The following is an 18,042-nucleotide window of genomic DNA, read 5'->3' as shown; positions in this document are numbered from 1 at the left end:
TAGAGGTTCAAGACTCGAACAGCGAGTCTTCGAATCGTTCCAGCTCCTCGAGGAGCTTGTCGACAAACTTGAGTTTGCGCACGCAATCGGCGGCGGTCTGATCCTCACCCGCGGTGAGACAGTCGGTCAGCCGTTGCATCAGCGACTGGTGATCATGCCTGATCTCGCGGCGAAAATCTTCGATGGCGCGCTCAGGACTGGATTCCCCCTTCAACTCGGCGAGACGCTCGCGCCACTCCAGCTGTTGCATCAGGAAGGCGGTATCTTGCAGGGTCTGTTGCTCGCCACGGATGTCGGTGCCACGCAGGGAAAGCAGATACTCGGCTCGGCGCAGGGGCGCCTTGAGGGTGGTGAAGGCATCGTTGATCTGGGCGGCACGCTGCACCGCGGCCAACTGCTCCCGTTCCGGGGCTGTGGCAAAACGATCGGGATGGAACTTGGTCTGCAACTGGCGGTAGGTCTCTGCCAGTTGGCGGATATCGAGCTCGAAGCCCTGTGCCAGCCCGAACAGCTCGAAATGATTCATCTTGGATCCTCAGACAAGGAAGCTTGCGCCGCAATCACACTCGTCTTGAGAGTTGGAACGGCCGGATGGGAAGTCACCTTCCCGTCCAGCCGTATTGATTACCAACGCCTCAGACACTGAAGCTTTCGCCACAACCACACTCGCCCTTGGCGTTGGGGTTGTTGAACTGGAAGCCCTCGTTGAGGCCCTCCTTGACGAAGTCCAGCTCGGTGCCATCCAGATGGACCAGGCTCTTGGCGTCGATGATGATCTTGACGCCCTTTTGATCAAACACCTGATCCTCAGCGGTCAACTCATCCACGAATTCGAGCACATAGGCGAGCCCAGAACAGCCGGTGGTCTTGACGCCGAGGCGCAGGCCGATGCCCTTGCCCCGGTTGGTCATAAAAGAGGAAACCCGCGCCGCTGCGGCATCTGTCATGGTAATGGCCATACTGCTCTCCGGACCTTAGAGACCTTTCTTCTGCTTGTAATCGGCGATGGCGGCCTTGATGGCATCCTCCGCCAGAATGGAGCAGTGGATCTTCACCGGTGGCAGGGCCAGCTCTTCGGCGATGTCGGTGTTCTTGATGCCGGCAGCCTCGTCCAGAGTCTTGCCCTTGACCCATTCGGTCACCAGGGAGCTGGAGGCGATGGCGGAGCCGCAGCCGTAGGTCTTGAACTTGGCGTCTTCGATGATGCCGTCGTCGCTGATCTTCAGTTGCAGTTTCATCACGTCGCCACAGGCCGGGGCGCCGACCATGCCGGTCGCGATGCTGGGGTCGTTCTTGTCGAAGCCACCTACGTTACGGGGATTCTCGTAGTGGTCGATTACTTTTTCACTGTAAGCCATATCTAACTCCTGCTAATTCCGTTGTTCACCAAACCCTTGCCTCTCTGGCAAGCGATCAGTGATGAGCCCATTCGACCGTGTTCAGATCGACACCGTCCTTGAACATCTCCCACAGGGGGGACATCTCGCGCAGACGACCGATGGAGTCGCAGATGAGCTTGATTGCGTAATCAATCTCTTCTTCCGTGGTGAAGCGACCGATGCTGAACCGGATGGAGCTGTGTGCCAGCTCATCGTTCATCCCCAGGGCGCGCAGCACGTAGGAAGGCTCCAGGCTGGCAGAGGTACAGGCTGAACCGGAAGAGACCGCCAGATCCTTCAACGCCATGATGAGGGATTCACCTTCCACGTAGGCGAAGCTGACGTTCAGGTTGCCCGGGACGCGATGCTCCAGATCACCGTTGATATAGACTTCTTCGATATTCTTGATGCCATGCCACAGACGCTGGCGCAGGGCCATGATGTGCTGGCTCTCGCTCGCCATCTCTTCCTTGGCGATGCGGAAGGCTTCGCCCATGCCGACGATCTGGTGGGTCGGCAGGGTGCCGGAGCGCATACCGCGCTCATGACCACCACCGTGCATCTGGGCTTCCAGGCGCACCCGCGGCTTGCGGCGCACGTACAGGGCACCGATCCCTTTCGGGCCGTATACCTTGTGGGCGGACATGGAGAGCAGGTCGACCTTGAGCGCTTCCACGTCAACCGGGATCTTGCCGACGCTCTGGACCGCGTCCACGTGCAGCAGGATCTTGCGGGAGCGGCACAGCTCGCCGATGGCGGCGATGTCTTGGATCACGCCGATCTCGTTGTTGACATGCATGATGCTCACCAGGACGGTGTCATCGCGCAGGGCGCCTTCGATCTGCGCCAGAGTGAACAGGCCGTTGGGCATCGGCTCGAGGTAGGTCACCTCGTAGCCTTCACGCTCCAGCTGGCGGCAGGTGTCGAGCACCGCCTTGTGTTCGGTCTTGGAGGTGATGATGTGTTTGCCCTTGCCAGCATAGAAGTGGGCAATGCCCTTGATGGCCAGGTTGTTGGATTCGGTCGCGCCGGAGGTGAAGACGATCTCGCGAGGGTCTGCACCGATCAGCTCTGCCACTTGATTACGGGCCTGATCCACCGCCTCTTCGGCCTGCCAGCCGAAACGGTGAGAACGGGAGGCAGGATTGCCAAACAGGCCATCCATGGTGAGGCACTGCATCATTTTTTCTGCGACACGCGGGTCCACCGGACAGGTTGCCGAATAATCAAGGTAAATAGGCAGTTTCATGTTTTTCTCCGTTACGACGGGGTCACACAGCGACCCGTCGTGGAAAGCACGTTTATAGTTGGACTTTCAAGCTCACATCACCGCGTTCAGCCCGTTCAACCAGGGACAACACGGTCTTCATTTGTTCATCTTGCTTGCCAGCGATGCGTCGCACGTCGGCTTGACCCACCAGCTCCGCCAGGGTGATGTCCCCCAGGAAACTGGAGATGCGCTCGCTGAGATCGCGCCACAGGGAGTGGGTCAGACACTGGGTACCGCCATGGCAGCCCCCCTTGCCGAGACACTTGGTCGCATCGACCGACTCATCGACCGCGGTGATCACCTGACCCACCGAGATCTCGCCAGGGGCCAGTCCGAGACGATAACCGCCACCCGGACCACGCACGCTGCTCACCAGCCCATGTTTGCGCAGACGGGCAAACAGTTGCTCCAGATAGGACAAGGAGATGCCCTGGCGCTCTGAAATATCAGCCAGGGGCACGGGCCCCTGCTCTGCATGCAACGCCACGTCGAGCATGGCTGTCACAGCGTAACGTCCTTTTGAGGTCAGTCTCATATGCCTTACCGTCTTGCGAACAAATCAATATGGGCACATGGTCACATACCCGACTAAAACAGTCAAGTATATGGTTGAGTAAATCAGTCGGGATTAATCCTGCGGCCGGGCTTTCTGCACCGAGGTGAGAATACCGCGCAATATATTCAATTCAACCACTTCCGGCCGGGCACGATTGAACAGACGACGCAGCTTGCTCATCACATGACCGGGGTGCTCCTCGGTGATGAAACCGGTCTTCTGCAGAGTCTGCTCCAGGTGCAGATAGAACCCTTCCAGCTGCTGCGCACTGGGATAATCGACCCGCTCCTCGTCGGATTCGGGCAACTGATCCTGCAGCCAGCGCATCCGCACCTCGTAGCAGAGGGTCTGCACCGCCATGGCCAGGTTGAGGGAGCTGTACTCGGGATTGGCCGGGATGGCCACGTGGTAGTGGCACTTCTGCAGCTCGTCATTGGTGAGGCCGGTGCGTTCACGGCCAAACACCAGAGCGACCGGGTGCTTCACTCTCTCCGTCACCAGCTTCTCGCCCGCCTCGCGGGGGTCCAGCATGGGCCAGCTCAGGGTGCGGGAGCGGGCGCTGGTGCCGATGACCAGACCACAGTCGGCGATGGCGTCATCCAGCGTCGGGACGATGCGGGCGTTGACCAGCACATCGCTGGCCCCTGCCGCCAGGGCGATGGCGTTGTCATCTGGCAAGGCTTGCGGATCCACCAACACCAGCTGAGTCAGCCCCATGGTCTTCATGGCGCGTGCCGCGGAGCCCATGTTGCCGGTGTGAGAGGTGTTTACCAAAACGATACGAATCTGATCCAACATGCCCAGTCAATCTTCAGTCAAAAAATGGCGCGTAATTGTAACATAACCAATCGCTATTTTGGCACCGGTTCTGGCGCCACATTTAAGCACAAAAGTGGCCATTCGTATAACCAACCAGCATGAGCGCCGAAAAAGCGCGAGCTAACCTTAAAGAGTGCAAGGTGCATCACCCGGAGTCGCCACCCCATGCTGCCCGCCTGGCTCTACGAGCAGTTACCCAACCTCTACCTGCTGCTGTCGGCGGGGCTGCTGCTGTTCGCCCAGACCCCGCTGCTCTGGCTGGCAGCGGCCCTGCTGTTTGTGGCGGGTGCCCTGGTCTGGATGATGCGCTCCAACTACAGGCGCACCGATCTCGTCATCTTCCCGGCCAAACACTGGTTTCAACCCGAGTGGTGTTACGAGGCCCTGCCCTTCGCATGGCTGGCGCTGGGGCTCTTGCTGCTGCGCCTGCCCGACACCACGGCGCTGCTCGCCCTGCTACCCTGCCTGTGGGGCTGTCGTTGCCTGTGGGCCCGCCGCCATCGCCGCCACCATGCCGAGGGCATAGCACGGCACCTGAGGCGCAGCTCAGCACACCGGCGCGGGCACTGGCTCCTGCGCTGAACGGGTGCGCTCGACCAGGGTCGCCAGATCCATCAAGGGATACTTCATCAGGCTGGGCAATGCCTCAAGATCCAGGCTGTCCAACAGGTTCTTCAGCTCCAGCCCCAGCTCGGTATCCCCTTCGATCTTCAGCCTGCGCTGGAAGAAGAGGGAGTCCGGATCTTCCTTGCGACCGGCGATCAGGATGAGATCGTGACTGCAGCCACTGAAGCAGACATCGGCCGCCTCGCAGTCACGGGCCACCACCAGCCTGCCCTCCTGCGCGCTGATGAACCAGCTGAGTTCGAGATCGGAGACCTCGACCTTGAGCCACTTGCCCGCTAGGAAATCGAAGTCCCCGTCCAGGATGGCCTCCTTGAACACCTGCGCCAGCAGGCGCTCCATCAGACTCTGTTGCAGGGTGAAGGGCACCAGCTTGAGCGGGCGGCGCAAGATACGGGGTGCCTGTTCGACCAGGCGACGTTGCAGTTGTTGGAACACGATAAACTCCCAGTTTTTTGCGCATTCAAGCACAGGGGCCGTGGCAGGATCCTGTTGAAAATCAAACTTGTGCCGACTTACCTCAAGAAGGGTAAAGCCACCTAAAGCTGCCTCAGGTCAAAAAGTGGGGACGCGTCGATGCATACAATCGAGCCACTTTTGCATTTTTTGCCCTCTCGGAGCGTACCCGATGGAATTACTCTGTCCGGCAGGCAGCCTGCCGGCGCTGAAAACGGCCGTGGATAACGGGGCCGATGCGGTCTATATCGGCTTCAAGGACGACACCAATGCCCGCCACTTTGCCGGTCTCAACTTCACCGACAGCAAGCTGGAAAGGGCGGTGGATTACGTACACCAGCACGGCCGCAAGCTGCACATCGCCATCAACACCTTCGCCCACCCGGGATCTGACGCCAGGTGGAAGCAGGCGGTGGATCGCGGGGTGGCACTCGGAGCCGATGCCCTGATCATCGCCGATCTCGCCGTGCTCGATTATGCCAGCCGTCACCACCCCGACATGGAGCTGCACGTCTCGGTGCAGGCCAGCGCCACCAACGCCGCCGCCATCCGCTTCTACCAGCAGCACTTCAACGTCGGCCGGGTGGTGCTGCCGCGGGTGCTCTCCATGCATCAGGTCAGGCAGCTGGCCCGCGAGACCGACGTCGGCCTAGAGGTGTTCGCCTTCGGCAGCCTCTGCATCATGGCGGAGGGGCGCTGCTACCTCTCCTCCTACATGACGGGGGAGAGCCCCAACACGGTGGGGGCCTGCTCGCCGGCCAAGTTCGTGCGCTGGGAGGAGACCCCGACCGGCCTCGAATCCCGCCTCAACGAAGTGTTGATCGACCGTTACGGTCCCGGGGAAAACGCCGGTTACCCGACCCTGTGCAAGGGGCGCTTCGAGGTGGATGGCCAGACCTATCACGCCCTGGAGGAGCCGACCAGCCTCAACACCCTGGGCCTCCTGCCCGAGCTGTTCCAGACCGGGATCCAGTCGGTCAAGATCGAGGGCCGCCAGCGCAGCCCCGCCTATGTGGAGCAGGTGACCCGGGTCTGGCGCGCCGCCATCGACAGCTACCAGGCCAATCCGCAAGCCTATAACGTCAAGGCCGAGTGGGATGCCCAGCTCGCCCGCGTCTCAGAGGGGAGTCAAACTACCCTGGGCGCCTATCATCGCCAGTGGCAATAAGGAGACCCCATGCCATTCCTGCTCGGGCCAGCCGGCTCTGCCGCCAGCCTCTTCCGTCAGCGCGAGGACCTCATCTGATGCAATTCTCTCTCGGGCCCCTGCTCTTCTACTGGCCCAAGGCCGACACCCAGGCCTTTTACGACGCCGCGGCCCAGAGCCAGGCCGACATCATCTATTTGGGGGAGACGGTCTGCAGCAAGCGCCGCGAACTCAAGGTGGACGACTGGATCACCCTGGCGCGCCAGGTGGCTGGCTCGGGTAAGCAGGCCGTGCTCTCCACCCTGGCGCTGATCTCGGCCCCCTCCGAGCTCAAGGAGGTCAAACGGCTGGTCGACAACGGCAGCCTGCTGATCGAGGCCAACGATCTCGGCGCCGTCCAGCTCGCCCGGGAAGCCGGCCTGCCCTTCGTCTGCGGGCCGGCCATCAACGCCTACAACGCCGACGTGCTGCGCATGCTGCTTAAGAACGGAATGACACGCTGGGTGATGCCGGTGGAGCTCTCCCGCGACTGGCTGGTGCAGCTCAGTCAGGATCTGGGCCCGGCCCGCCAGCAGTTCGAGGTGGAGGTGTTCGCCTACGGCCATCTGCCGCTCGCCTACTCGGCGCGCTGCTTCACCGCCCGCTCCCTCGACAAGCCCAAGGATGGCTGCGAGCTCGCCTGCATCCACTACCCCACCGGGCGGCTGGCCAGCAGCCGCGAAGGGCAGAAGGTGTTCAATCTCAACGGCATCCAGACCCAATCCGGCTACTGCTACAACCTTGGCAACGAGATCAAAGGCATGGAGGGCTTGGTGGACGTGGTGCGCCTCTCCCCCGAGGGGATGGATACCCTGGACATGCTGGCCCGCTTCAAGGCCAATCAACAGGGTCAGGCCCCCCTGCCCCTGCAGCAGGAGCGGGACTGCAACGGCTACTGGCGCCAGATCCCCGGCATGAGCCTGGTGGAATGATCCGGGAACCCCAGACAGCAAAAGGCCTCGGTGCGTCGACCGCCACGGCTACTGAGACCAGAAATCCCCGGCGTGAGCCTGGTGGAATGATCCGGGAACCGCAGACAGCAAAAAGGCCTCGTTGAGAGGCCTTTTTTACATCGCTCGCATCCAGTATCAGGAGGCTTGCTTGCTGCTCTTGCCCTGTGCACTGGCACCAGGCGGCAGCGGCTTGCGCGCCATCAACTCCAGTTCGAGCAGGGCATAGCGGTGCTCGATGAAGTCATACACGTTGTTGGCGAGCGCCAGCTTGAAGTAGCTGATGGCTTCCTTGCGGTTGCCCTTGGCCAGCTCAAACTTGCCGAGGTAGAAATAGGTTTCACACAGGCGCTCTGCCAGCTCCCGGTTATCCTTCACCCCTTTCACCACGTTGCCCATCAGCTGGGTGGCGTTGATCTCGCCGGTATAGAGGCGCACCAGATCCCAGTTCCAGGCGTCGTCGTCATACTTGCCCAGCCGCTCTCGCATCCGGCTCATGGCCGCCGAGGCATTGAGCTTCTGCTCGGCCAGATAGAGCCAGAGCACCCGGTAGGGATCTTCCGGCTGCGCCTCGTAGAACCGCTTCATGTCGGCGGCAGCCAGCTCGGGACGGTTGCCATAGTAGAGCGCTATGCCACGGTTGAGGTAGGCGTAGTCGTAATCCGGGGCCAGTTCGAGGGCGGAGTCGAATGCCTCGTAGGCCTCGTCATAGTTCTGTTGCTGAACCAGATAGACACCGATGAAGTTGTAAGCCTCGGCAAAATCGGGTTTTTCCCGCAAGGCGCGGTTGAAATCCAATCTGGCAAGGGAACGCAACCCGACCCGGTCAAACACCACGGCACGCTCATAAAACAGTTCGGCCCGCTGCTCTGTCGTCAATTCCATTTCACTGAGCATCTGCCCGAGTCGCGCCAGCGCCAACTCGCTCTGGTAAGAGACCTGCAGAGGGGTCGCCAATACCAGTGAAGCGGGTTGCGGCTTGGGAACTTGAGGAGCTTCAACCTGACTGCTACTGCTGCATCCCCACATGGGGAGCAACAACAGGATACCCGTGAGGTATCCAATCCCTTTCCTGACGTTCAATGAACACTCCGACGCTTACGCTTGACCCGCCATATGGTAAAGGTCCACCGACAGTTTGTCATGTGGCGGAACCCCTATCCTTCAAATAAATCAGGATTCGACAGGGTATCCGGCATCACTCCAACCACGAAAGCCCCCATCGACACTGACCACCCGGCTATAACCCATCTTCTGCAGGTTGGCGGCGGCCAGGATGGAGCGAAAACCCCCACCACAGTAAAGATAAAGCTCGGTGGCCGGATCCGGATAACGGGTCTCGATGTCCCGCTCTATCACCCCGCGACCCAGATGCTCGGCCCCCGGCAGGTGACCTTTCGCCCATTCGTTATCTTCCCGCACGTCGATCAGATGAAAGGCCCTGCCCTCCTCCTGCCAGCGTTTGATCTGATGCACGTCAGTCTCTTGCACCTGGGTGCGAACGGCCTCTACCAGCGCCAGAAAACGGGGATTGTGATGCATGGCTTGCTCCTTGTTCTCGCACATTTTACCCAATTAATGGGGAGCATAATGACTCACCCTGACCCTAAGAGAAAGGGCGCCTTGTGGCGCCCTTGTCGATTACGGCAGGATCTCTTGTTGATCCGCACCCTCTTTTTCCACCTGGGTCGGCAGCATGTGCTCCCGCTTGACCCCGAAGAACATGGCAGAGGCACTCGCTACATAGATGGAGGAGTAGGTCCCGAAGGCCACCCCGATCACCATGGCGATGGCAAAACCGTGGATCAGCGGACCGCCCTTGAGCAGCAGCGCCACCACCACCACGAAGGTCAACCCCGAGGTGATAATGGTCCGGCTCAGGGTCTCGGTCATGGAGAGATCCATGATCTCGGCGGTATCCCCCTTGCGCACCTTGCGGAAGTTCTCCCGCAGGCGGTCGAACACCACTATGGTGTCGTTCAGGGAGTAGCCCACCAGCGTCATCAGCGCCGCCAGCACGGTCAAGTCGAACTCGTACTGGAAGTAGGCGAAGATGCCGAGGGTGATGATGACGTCGTGCGCCAGGGAGAGGATGCCCCCCATGGCCAGACGCCATTCGAAGCGCACCGCCACGTAGGCCAGGATACAGAGGATGGAGGCCAGCATGGCCAGGGCACCGTCTGTCGCCAGCTCGTCACCCACGGAAGGACCGACGAACTCGACGCGCTTGAGCACGGCGCCTTCATCGATCAGCTTGGCAGCCGCCAGCACCTCGTTGCCCTGCTGTTCCACCTTGACCCCCTCTTTCGGGGTCATGCGCACCAGCACGTCGCGGCTGGAGCCGAAGAATTGCAGGGTAGCCCCTTCAATCTTCTGCTGATCCAGTGCCTCGTGCATCTTGTCCAGGCTCACCGACTGCTGGAACCCCACCTCTATGGTGGTGCCACCGGTGAAGTCCAGCCCCCAGTTCAGACCGCGATCGAACAGGCAGAACAGGGCGAACATCGTCAGCAGGGCAGAGAACACCATTCCCGACTTGGCGAAGCGCATGAAGGGGATCGGCTTTTCAAAATGTAGAATCTGAAACATGTCTCTTCCTTAGATCGGCAGCTTGTCGATGCGCCGTCCACCCCAGGCCAGATTGATAATGGCGCGGGATACCGTGATGGCCGTAAACATGGAGGCGGTCAGACCGATGCCCAGCGTCAGGGCGAAGCCCTTGATGGCGCCGGTGCCGATACCGAACAGGATCACGCAGGTGATGAGCGAGGTGACGTTGGAGTCGGCGATGGTCGAGAAGGCACGGTCGAAGCCCATGTGAATGGCTTGCTGCACCCCGCGGCCGTTGCGGATCTCTTCACGAATACGCTCGTAGATCAGCACGTTGGCATCCACCGCCATACCCAGCGTCAACACAATACCGGCGATACCCGGCAGGGTCATGGTGGCACCCGGGATCATCGACATGATGCCGACGATCAGCACCAGGTTCATGCTGAGGGCCAGGTTGGCTACCCAACCGAAGGCACGGTAGTAGATCCCCATGAACAGCACGATCACCAGCATGGCCCAGCCGATGGCTTCCATCCCGCTGTCGATGTTCTGCTGACCCAGGCTCGGGCCTATGGTGCGCTCTTCCACGATCTGGATGGGCGCAATCAGGGCACCGGCACGCAGCAGCAGCGCCAGGTTGTGGGCTTCGTTGGCGTTGTCGATCCCGGTGATGCGGAACTGGCTACCCAGTCGTGACTGTATGGTCGCGACGTTGATCACCTCTTCCTGCTTGCGGAACTTGCGCTTGCCATCCGGGCCAGGCTGACCCACCGGCTTGTACTCGATGAACACGGTCGCCATGCCCTTACCAACGTTGTCCTTGGTAAAGTTGGCCATCTTGTTGCCACCCTGGCCATCGAGCTTGATGTTGACCTGGGGACGGCTGTATTCGTCGAAACCGGACTGGGCACCCACTATGTGGTCACCGGTCAGGATGATGCGCTTTTGCAGCACCACGGGACGGCCGTTGCGATCGTTGTAGACCTTGGAGCTCGGCGGCACCCGGCCATCGGCGGCAGCCTGGATGTCGGCGCTCTCATCGACCATGTGGAATTCCAGGGTCGCGGTCGCGCCCAGGATCTCCTTGGCACGGGCGGTGTCCTGGATACCGGGCAGCTCGACCACGATGCGCTCGGCACCCTGTTGCTGCACCAGCGGCTCGGCCACACCCAGCTCATTCACCCGGTTACGGATGATGGTGATGTTCTGCTCGAGGGCGTACTTCTTCACTTCCTTGATCTTGGCGTCACTCAAGCCGGCCAGCAGGATGAAGTCGTCACCCTTCTGCTCGGTGGTGAAGGTGAGATCCGGATTCTGGCGGCGCAGGAAAGAGGCGGCCTTGGCCTGATCTTCTTCCTCGCGGAACACCACCTGCACCTGATCGCCCACCCGGCGCACGCCGGAGTAACGGATCTTCTGGGTACGCAGCTCGGTGCGGAAATCCTGCACCATCTGCTCTTGCTGCTTGGTCAGCGCCTCGGCCATGTCCACTTCCATCAGGAAGTGCACACCACCGCGCAGGTCCAGACCCAGCTTGAGCGGCGCCGCACCTATGGCTTCGAGCCAGGCCGGCGTGGACGGAGCCAGGTTCAGGGCCGTGATAAAGTTGTCGCCCAGCTTGCCGGCGACGACATCGCGCGCCTTGAGCTGATCTTCGGTGTTGTTAAAACGGACCAGGATGAAGCCGTGTTCGAACGCCGCATGCTTGACCGGGATCTGAGCCGCCTCGAGCGTCTCCTTCACCAGATCCAGCGTCTCTAGTTTGACTTCGGCGCCGCGGCTGGCAGATACCTGCAGGGCCGGGTCTTCGCCGTAAAGATTGGGGGCTGCATATAGAAAACCGATGGCGATCACGAAGACCACCATCAGGTATTTCCACAGCGGATAGCGATTTAACACGCTGTGCTCCTCGGGAGATTAAAGGGACTGGATAGAACCCTTGGGCAGAACGGCAGAGACGAAATCACGTTTGATGGTGACTTGAGTCTGATCGTTCAGGGCCAGCACCAGGTATTCGCTATCGGCGGAAACCTTGGCGATCTTGCCAACCAGACCGCCGGAGGTGAGCACTTCGTCACCCTTGGCCAGGGAGCTCATCAGATCACGATGAGTCTTGGCACGCTTGGCCTGGGGACGATAGATCATGAAGTAGAAGATAAGGCCGAACACGGCCAGCATGATGATCATTTCCATGCCACCACCCTGTGCACCCGGAACCGCGCCTTCTGCATATGCCTTGGAGATAATGCTCATTTAACAACCTCTTGTTTGATGTAGATTTGATAACTAGATTATAAATCGTTGTTATTTCACGTCATTTTCAGCTATCGGAGGCACAGGCTTCCCTTGCCGACGGTAAAACTCAGTTACAAAGTCGTCTAATTTACCCTGCTCGATCGCGTCCCGCAAACCCTGCATCACCCGTTGGTAATAACGCAGGTTATGGATGGTATTCAGACGAGCGCCGAGGATCTCGTTGCACTTGTCCAGATGGTACAGATAGCTGCGGGTGTAGTTCTTGCAGGTGTAGCAATCGCAGTCCGCGTCCAGGGTGCTGGTGTCTTCGCGATACTTGGCGTTGCGGATCTTGACCACCCCATCGGTGGTGAACAGATGGCCGTTGCGGGCGTTGCGGGTCGGCATCACGCAGTCGAACATGTCGACGCCGCGGCGCACCCCTTCCACCAGATCCTCCGGCTTGCCGACGCCCATCAGATAGCGTGGCTTGTCGGCCGGGATCTTCGGGCAGACGTGCTCGAGGATCCGGTGCATGTCTTCCTTGGGCTCACCCACGGCGAGGCCACCGACCGCGTAGCCGTCGAAACCGATCTCCAGCAGGCCGTTCAGCGACACATCCCGCAACTCTTCATACACGGAACCCTGGATGATGCCGAACAGGGCGTTCTTGTTGCCCAAAGCATCAAACTTGTCGCGGGAGCGCTTGCCCCAGCGCAGGGACATCTCCATGGACTTGCGCGCCTCTTCGTAGGTCGCCGGATAGGGGGTGCACTCGTCGAAGATCATCACGATGTCGGAGCCCAGATCGTACTGGATCTCCATGGATTTCTCGGGGTCGAGGAAGATCTTCTCACCGTTGATGGGGTGACGGAAATGCACGCCCGCCTCGGTGATCTTGCGGATGTGACCCAGGCTGAACACCTGGAAACCACCGGAGTCGGTCAGGATCGGGCCCTGCCAGTTCATGAAGTCATGCAGATCACCGTGGGCGCGCATCACCGCCTGCCCCGGCCGCAGCCAGAGGTGGAAGGTGTTGCCGAGCAGGATCTGGGCGCCGGTCTCGCGCACCTCTTCCGGGGTCATCCCCTTGACGGTGCCGTAGGTGCCGACCGGCATGAAGGCCGGGGTCTGCACCACGCCGCGTTCGAATACCAGCTGACCGCGACGGGCGCGGCCGTCGGTGGTTTTCAGTTCAAATTTCATTGCTACCTCGATTCAGTCAGAGAAACAGTCTGACAGCAGAGGACCCGATGGGCCCGGTATAAAGGGCGAGGCTTATGCCTGCGCCCGGCGACGGGTGACGAACATGGCGTCCCCGTAGCTGAAGAAACGGTATTGCTCGGCCACGGCCGCCTGATAGGCCGCCATCACATGGTCATAGCCGGCGAAGGCGCTGACCAGCATGATCAGGGTCGACTCCGGCAGGTGGAAGTTGGTGACCATGGCATCGACGATCTGGAACTCATAGCCCGGGAAGATGAAGATGTCGGTGTCGCTGAAGAAGGGCGCCAGCGGCTTGCCCTGGGCCAGGCTCACCTTGGCCGCGCTCTCCAGAGAGCGCACCGAAGTAGTGCCCACCGCAATCACGCGGCCACCACGAGCCCGGGTCGCGTTGATGGCATCCACCACCTCCTGTGGCACTTCGGCATACTCCGAGTGCATGTGGTGATCTTCGATCCTGTCCACCCGCACCGGCTGGAAGGTCCCCGCACCTACATGCAGGGTGACGAAGGCCGTTTCAACCCCCTTGGCGCGGATCTTTGCCAGCAGGGGCTCATCGAAGTGCAGCCCCGCGGTCGGCGCCGCCACGGCGCCCGGCTTCTGGTTGTAGACGGTCTGGTAGCGCTCCTTGTCGGCGTCCTCGTCGGGCCTGTCGATATAGGGCGGCAGCGGCATGTGACCGATGGCCTCCAGGATCTCCAGCACCGGACGCGGGTCCAGGAAGTGGATCTCGAACAGGGCGTCGTGGCGGGCGCGCATCTCGGCCTCGACCCCACCATCCAGGTTGAGGCGGGTGCCGGGCTTGGGCGACTTGGAGGAACGCACGTGGGCCAGCACGCTGTGCTCGTCCAGGATGCGCTCCACCAGCACCTCCAGCTTGCCGCCGCTGGCCTTCTGGCCAAACATGCGCGCCGGTATGACCCTGGTGTTGTTGAACACCAGCAGATCGCCGGGGTTGAGCCGGTCCAGCACATCCACAAATTGACCATGGCGCAGGGCGCCGCTTTGACCATCGAGCTGCAACAGACGACTGGCGGTACGTTCCGTCATGGGATAGCGGGCAATCAGCTCGTCTGGCAGATCAAAATGAAAATCGGATACTTGCATCTTTCACCTCGGGGGAATCGGCGGCTAGTCTAGTTATCCCCTTCCAGCAAGGCAACCCAAAAGACCAAAAACCCAAGAGAGACAAGGGATAGCGCTCGTTTTTGTGACACCTTGCCGGTTAATGATTCTTTAATGATCTGTATTGACCCTGATCATGTTTTGGCGCCAGCGGCTGGACTATGGTGAAACCAGAGACACAAGGAGTCCCACCATGATGACCCTGTCCGAAATCATGACCGAACATCTCTTCACCCTGGGGCCACAGAACAGCGTCAAACAGGCGATGGATCTGATGCAGCAGGAGCGGATCCGCCACATCCCCATCGTCGACGAACACCATCACCTGCTGGGCCTAGTCACCCTCTCCGACATCCTGGCCACCCGCGAATCCAAGCTGCTGCTGATCAACCCGGAGCGGGAGGCCGAGTTCACCGACAGCGTCCAGCTCGACGAGATCATGACCCACCAGGTGGCGAGCGTGGATCCCCACGCCGGCATCAAGGAGGCCGCCCTCTACCTGCAGCGCCACAAATATGGCTGCCTGCCGGTCATCCGGGGCAGCAAACTGGTGGGCATAGTCACAGAGTCGGATTTCATCGCCGTCGCCATCAACCTGTTGGAGCTGATGGAGGAGCAGGAGCCACCTGTGGACTTCTGATCGCCCAATCCTGTAATTAAATTACAATAAAAGCGTTTTCAGCGGAAAAATCGGCCATTAATCTGAAAGTCTTTCATTTTGATTGAAAAATTACACCACAACCTTGATTTGTGATCGCCGTCACACTATGATGCCCGTCATGCAATTATTGCCGAAGGGGAGATAAGGGATTGTGCACCCGGGTCTTCTCTTCATATGTCTGCAAGTTTGCACACCCCGTAGTAAGTCTTTGCTGTAAAGCATTTGTTATATCGCCATTCCTTGTTTGATGACCCGGCCCTATCCTCGCGATAGCGCCGGGATTTTTTTATCCGCCTCTCCCTGCCCCTCTTTCGCGCCACAGGCCGATTGCCGCCCTAGCCTCCTCACATTTCATAAAACAAGATCCCATCCGGGCCTTGAAAATGTGAGCTACAGGACAGAAATTGAACTTCGCCAATGAGTTATCTTCGAAGGCCTGAGATATTCATGTTAGGTACAGTTGCGATGGGCTATCTAATAAGTAGATTTAAGTGATTCAAAATTGTGGCTTTAACCGATTAGCGAAAGGCCCTATGATGACCCCATCGAAAGTTAAGCGCCTCGTCTGGCAAGACTCTTCACTACCGGACGGGCATATGTACATCACCAAGGAGCAAATACATGTCTACCTATATCAACACTGAAATCAAGCCGTTCAACGCTACCGCCTACCACAATGGCAAATTCGTTCAGGTGTCTGACGCTGACCTGAAAGGCAAGTGGTCCGTGGTGTTCTTCTACCCGGCTGACTTCACCTTCGTTTGCCCGACCGAGCTGGGCGACCTGGCCGACAACTACGCTGCATTCAAGAAGCTGGGCGTCGAGATCTACGCCGTCTCTACCGACACCCACTTCACTCACAAGGCCTGGCACGACACTTCTGACACCATCAAGAAGATCCAGTATCCGATGATCGGTGACCCGACCGGCGCCATCACCCGCAACTTCGGCGTGATGATCGAAGAGGCTGGCCTGGCTGACCGTGGTACCTTCGTGATCGACCCACAGGGCGTCATCCAGATCGTTGAAATCAACGCCGGCGGTATCGGCCGTGACGCTCTGGAACTGCTGCGCAAGGTCAAAGCTGCCCAGTACGTTGCCGCTCACCCGGGTGAAGTGTGCCCGGCCAAGTGGCAAGAAGGCGATGCCACCCTGGCCCCGTCCCTGGATCTGGTAGGCAAAATCTAAGCCTCCTGCTCTCCAAGACCGGCCCACTCAAGGGCCGGTCTGCTTTCTGGCTCAGTGCTTTCTGCGTTCACTGTTTTTTGCATCCAGTGCTTTCTGTATCCAGTAATAGTGCCGACCCGCCATAACAAGAAGGAATTCGAAGATGTTAGATACCAACCTCAAACAGCAGCTCAACGGTTACTTGCAGTACATCGTCAATCCCATCGAGATCAGCGTGTCCGGCAATGACAGCGACAAGTCCGCGGAGCTGCTGGCCCTGGCCACAGAAATCAGCGACATGTCCCCCAAGATTTCCATGACCGATGGCACTGCCGCTCGCAAGCCTTCCATGAGCATCGCGCCGAAGGGCCAGGCCCCGCGTGTTCATTTTGCCGGCATCCCCATGGGTCATGAATTCACCTCCCTGGTGCTCGCCCTGCTGCAAAGCGGCGGCCACCCCTCCAAGGCCGATCCGGCCGTGCTGGAGCAGGTCAAGAACCTGAAGGGTGAGTTCCACTTCGAGACCTATATATCCCTCTCCTGCCACAACTGCCCGGACGTGGTACAGGCCCTGAATCTGATGGCCACCCTGAACCCCGGCATCACCCACACCATGATCGACGGTGCCCTGTTCCAGGATGAGGTGAATGAGCGTCAGATCATGGCGGTGCCGAACGTCTACCTGAACGGTCAGCCGTTCAGCCAGGGCCGCATCTCGCTGGAAGAGATCGTCGCCAAGCTCGATACCGGCGCAAGCGAACGCAAAGCCGCCGAGCTGAGCGAGAAAGCTCCCTACGACGTATTGGTCGTCGGCGGTGGCCCGGCTGGCGCGGCCGCGGCCATCTATGCCGCCCGTAAAGGGATCCGTACCGCCATCGTCGCCGAGCGTTTCGGTGGTCAGGTGATGGACACTGTCGGCATCGAGAACTTCATCTCCGTGCCCTACACCGAAGGCCCCAAGCTGGCTGCCAGCCTGGAGCAGCACGTCAAGCAGTACGGCGTGGAAGTGATCACCGAGCAGCGCGCCGCCGCCATCAGCAAGGATGGCTACGTGAACGTGGAGCTCGCCTCCGGCGCTACCCTCAAGAGCCGCGCCGTGATCCTGGCCACCGGTGCCCGCTGGCGCGACCTTAACGTGCCGGGCGAAGTTGAATACCGCACCAAGGGCGTGGCCTACTGCCCGCACTGCGACGGTCCCTTCTTCAAGGGCAAGCGGGTGGCGGTGATCGGTGGCGGTAACTCCGGCATAGAAGCGGCCATCGACTTGGCCGGCATCGTCGAGCACGTCACCGTCGTGGAATTCGCCGATACCCTGCGTGCCGACGAGGTGCTGCAGAAGAAGGCGCGCTCCATGGGCAACATCGACATCATCATGAGCGCCCGCACCACCGAAGTGATCGGTGACGGCAGCAAGGTGGTTGGCATGGATTACGAAGACCGCACCACGGGTGAGATCAAGCACCTGGCGGTGGCCGGTATCTTCGTGCAGATCGGCCTGGTGCCAAACACCGAGTTCCTCAAGGGGAGCGAAGTAGCACTGACCCGCTTTGGCGAGATCGAGATCGACACCAAGGGCGCGACCTCACTGCCCGGTGTCTACGCCGCCGGTGACGCCACTACCGTGCCGTTCAAGCAGATCATCATCTCCATGGGTGCCGGTGCCACCGCCGCGCTGGGGGCGTTCGATTACCTCATCCGCAATGCGGCGCCGGAAGCCGCCGCCGTCAAGGCCGATGCTGTGACCGCCTGATAGGCCCATCGCCAACAAAAAGCCGACTCCCTGGAGTCGGCTTTTTTTATCTCCCTTGCAGGCCAGGCATGAGAGAGACAGTGCCTC

General features: G+C 60.0%; 20 protein-coding genes. 6 read left to right on the top strand and 14 right to left on the bottom strand.

Annotated features, from left to right (window positions below):
* Positions 1–7: 7 nt before the first annotated feature.
* From hscB to trmJ, 6 genes are all read right to left on the bottom strand, one after another.
* Positions 8–526 carry a co-chaperone HscB gene (gene hscB, locus KW821_RS06970; RefSeq protein ID WP_218290923.1) on the bottom strand — a complete coding sequence of 173 codons (519 nt, stop codon included), beginning with the start codon at positions 524–526 and terminating at the stop codon, positions 8–10.
* A 109-nt stretch (positions 527–635) separates the two neighbouring features.
* Positions 636–959 (bottom strand): iron-sulfur cluster assembly protein IscA, encoded by a 324-nt coding sequence (gene iscA / locus KW821_RS06965; RefSeq protein ID WP_042652401.1) that lies wholly within the window; start codon positions 957–959, stop codon positions 636–638.
* 15 nt (positions 960–974) lie between these two features.
* Positions 975–1,358 carry a Fe-S cluster assembly scaffold IscU gene (gene iscU / locus KW821_RS06960; protein WP_005299770.1) on the bottom strand — a complete coding sequence of 128 codons (384 nt, stop codon included), beginning with the start codon at positions 1,356–1,358 and terminating at the stop codon, positions 975–977.
* Positions 1,359–1,413: 55 nt separating this feature from the next.
* Positions 1,414–2,628: an IscS subfamily cysteine desulfurase gene (locus KW821_RS06955; protein ID WP_218290922.1), complete on the bottom strand. Its 1,215-nt coding sequence runs from the start codon at positions 2,626–2,628 to the stop codon at positions 1,414–1,416.
* Between the two features lie 52 nt (positions 2,629–2,680).
* Complete coding sequence (gene iscR, locus KW821_RS06950; RefSeq protein ID WP_042652403.1) at positions 2,681–3,184, bottom strand: Fe-S cluster assembly transcriptional regulator IscR; 504 nt, start codon at positions 3,182–3,184, stop codon at positions 2,681–2,683.
* 93 nt (positions 3,185–3,277) lie between these two features.
* On the bottom strand, positions 3,278–4,003 hold the full coding sequence (gene trmJ / locus KW821_RS06945; RefSeq protein WP_218290921.1) for a tRNA (cytosine(32)/uridine(32)-2'-O)-methyltransferase TrmJ: 726 nt from the start codon (positions 4,001–4,003) through the stop codon (positions 3,278–3,280).
* Positions 4,004–4,189: 186 nt separating this feature from the next.
* Here trmJ and KW821_RS06940 point away from each other — a divergent pair, with 186 nt between their 5' ends.
* A complete protein-coding gene (locus KW821_RS06940; protein WP_218290920.1) occupies positions 4,190–4,606 on the top strand; it encodes a hypothetical protein in 417 nt (138 codons plus the stop codon).
* On the opposite strand, the gene KW821_RS06935 is transcribed toward KW821_RS06940, so the two are convergent.
* Positions 4,571–5,086, bottom strand: a complete 516-nt coding sequence (locus KW821_RS06935) for an SCP2 domain-containing protein (protein ID WP_218290919.1) — start codon at positions 5,084–5,086, stop codon at positions 4,571–4,573. The genes KW821_RS06940 and KW821_RS06935 overlap by 36 nt on opposite strands.
* Positions 5,087–5,276: 190 nt before the next feature.
* On the opposite strand from KW821_RS06935, the gene KW821_RS06930 reads away from it, so the two are divergent.
* Together KW821_RS06930 and KW821_RS06925 are read left to right on the top strand one after the other, a co-directional pair.
* Positions 5,277–6,272: a peptidase U32 family protein gene (locus KW821_RS06930; RefSeq protein ID WP_218290918.1), complete on the top strand. Its 996-nt coding sequence runs from the start codon at positions 5,277–5,279 to the stop codon at positions 6,270–6,272.
* A gap of 77 nt (positions 6,273–6,349) precedes the next feature.
* Positions 6,350–7,222, top strand: a complete 873-nt coding sequence (locus KW821_RS06925; protein ID WP_218290917.1) for a U32 family peptidase — start codon at positions 6,350–6,352, stop codon at positions 7,220–7,222.
* Positions 7,223–7,378: 156 nt separating this feature from the next.
* Here KW821_RS06925 and nlpI read toward each other — a convergent pair whose 3' ends face one another.
* The 7 genes from nlpI to queA form a co-directional block, all read right to left on the bottom strand.
* Positions 7,379–8,323 carry a lipoprotein NlpI gene (nlpI, locus tag KW821_RS06920; RefSeq protein ID WP_331854090.1) on the bottom strand — a complete coding sequence of 315 codons (945 nt, stop codon included), beginning with the start codon at positions 8,321–8,323 and terminating at the stop codon, positions 7,379–7,381.
* Between the two features lie 90 nt (positions 8,324–8,413).
* Positions 8,414–8,782 carry a rhodanese-like domain-containing protein gene (locus KW821_RS06915; RefSeq protein ID WP_218290916.1) on the bottom strand — a complete coding sequence of 123 codons (369 nt, stop codon included), beginning with the start codon at positions 8,780–8,782 and terminating at the stop codon, positions 8,414–8,416.
* Between the two features lie 99 nt (positions 8,783–8,881).
* A complete protein-coding gene (secF, locus tag KW821_RS06910; RefSeq protein ID WP_042652411.1) occupies positions 8,882–9,829 on the bottom strand; it encodes a protein translocase subunit SecF in 948 nt (315 codons plus the stop codon).
* A 9-nt stretch (positions 9,830–9,838) separates the two neighbouring features.
* Complete coding sequence (secD, locus tag KW821_RS06905) at positions 9,839–11,692, bottom strand: protein translocase subunit SecD (protein WP_042652412.1); 1,854 nt, start codon at positions 11,690–11,692, stop codon at positions 9,839–9,841.
* 18 nt (positions 11,693–11,710) lie between these two features.
* Positions 11,711–12,046, bottom strand: a complete 336-nt coding sequence (yajC, locus tag KW821_RS06900; RefSeq protein ID WP_033129086.1) for a preprotein translocase subunit YajC — start codon at positions 12,044–12,046, stop codon at positions 11,711–11,713.
* 51 nt (positions 12,047–12,097) lie between these two features.
* The gene (gene tgt, locus KW821_RS06895; RefSeq protein WP_218290915.1) at positions 12,098–13,234 is read right to left on the bottom strand and encodes a tRNA guanosine(34) transglycosylase Tgt; all 1,137 of its coding nucleotides are present in this window, start codon (positions 13,232–13,234) and stop codon (positions 12,098–12,100) included.
* Positions 13,235–13,306: 72 nt separating this feature from the next.
* Positions 13,307–14,359 carry a tRNA preQ1(34) S-adenosylmethionine ribosyltransferase-isomerase QueA gene (gene queA, locus KW821_RS06890; protein WP_218290914.1) on the bottom strand — a complete coding sequence of 351 codons (1,053 nt, stop codon included), beginning with the start codon at positions 14,357–14,359 and terminating at the stop codon, positions 13,307–13,309.
* Between the two features lie 211 nt (positions 14,360–14,570).
* Between queA and KW821_RS06885 the strand changes: the two genes are divergently transcribed.
* The 3 genes from KW821_RS06885 to ahpF all read left to right on the top strand — a co-directional run bounded on the left by KW821_RS06885 (position 14,571) and on the right by ahpF (position 17,955).
* Positions 14,571–15,017 (top strand): CBS domain-containing protein, encoded by a 447-nt coding sequence (locus KW821_RS06885; RefSeq protein ID WP_218290913.1) that lies wholly within the window; start codon positions 14,571–14,573, stop codon positions 15,015–15,017.
* Positions 15,018–15,659: 642 nt separating this feature from the next.
* The gene (ahpC, locus tag KW821_RS06880) at positions 15,660–16,226 is read left to right on the top strand and encodes an alkyl hydroperoxide reductase subunit C (protein WP_042652416.1); all 567 of its coding nucleotides are present in this window, start codon (positions 15,660–15,662) and stop codon (positions 16,224–16,226) included.
* A gap of 142 nt (positions 16,227–16,368) precedes the next feature.
* Positions 16,369–17,955: an alkyl hydroperoxide reductase subunit F gene (gene ahpF / locus KW821_RS06875; protein ID WP_218290912.1), complete on the top strand. Its 1,587-nt coding sequence runs from the start codon at positions 16,369–16,371 to the stop codon at positions 17,953–17,955.
* Positions 17,956–18,042: the final 87 nt, after the last annotated feature.

It is taken from the genome of Aeromonas sp. sif2416 (genome assembly GCF_019218665.1).
GTDB classification, from domain to species: Bacteria; Pseudomonadota; Gammaproteobacteria; order Enterobacterales; family Aeromonadaceae; genus Aeromonas; species Aeromonas encheleia.
This window is presented reverse-complemented; position numbering and strand designations above follow the sequence as displayed.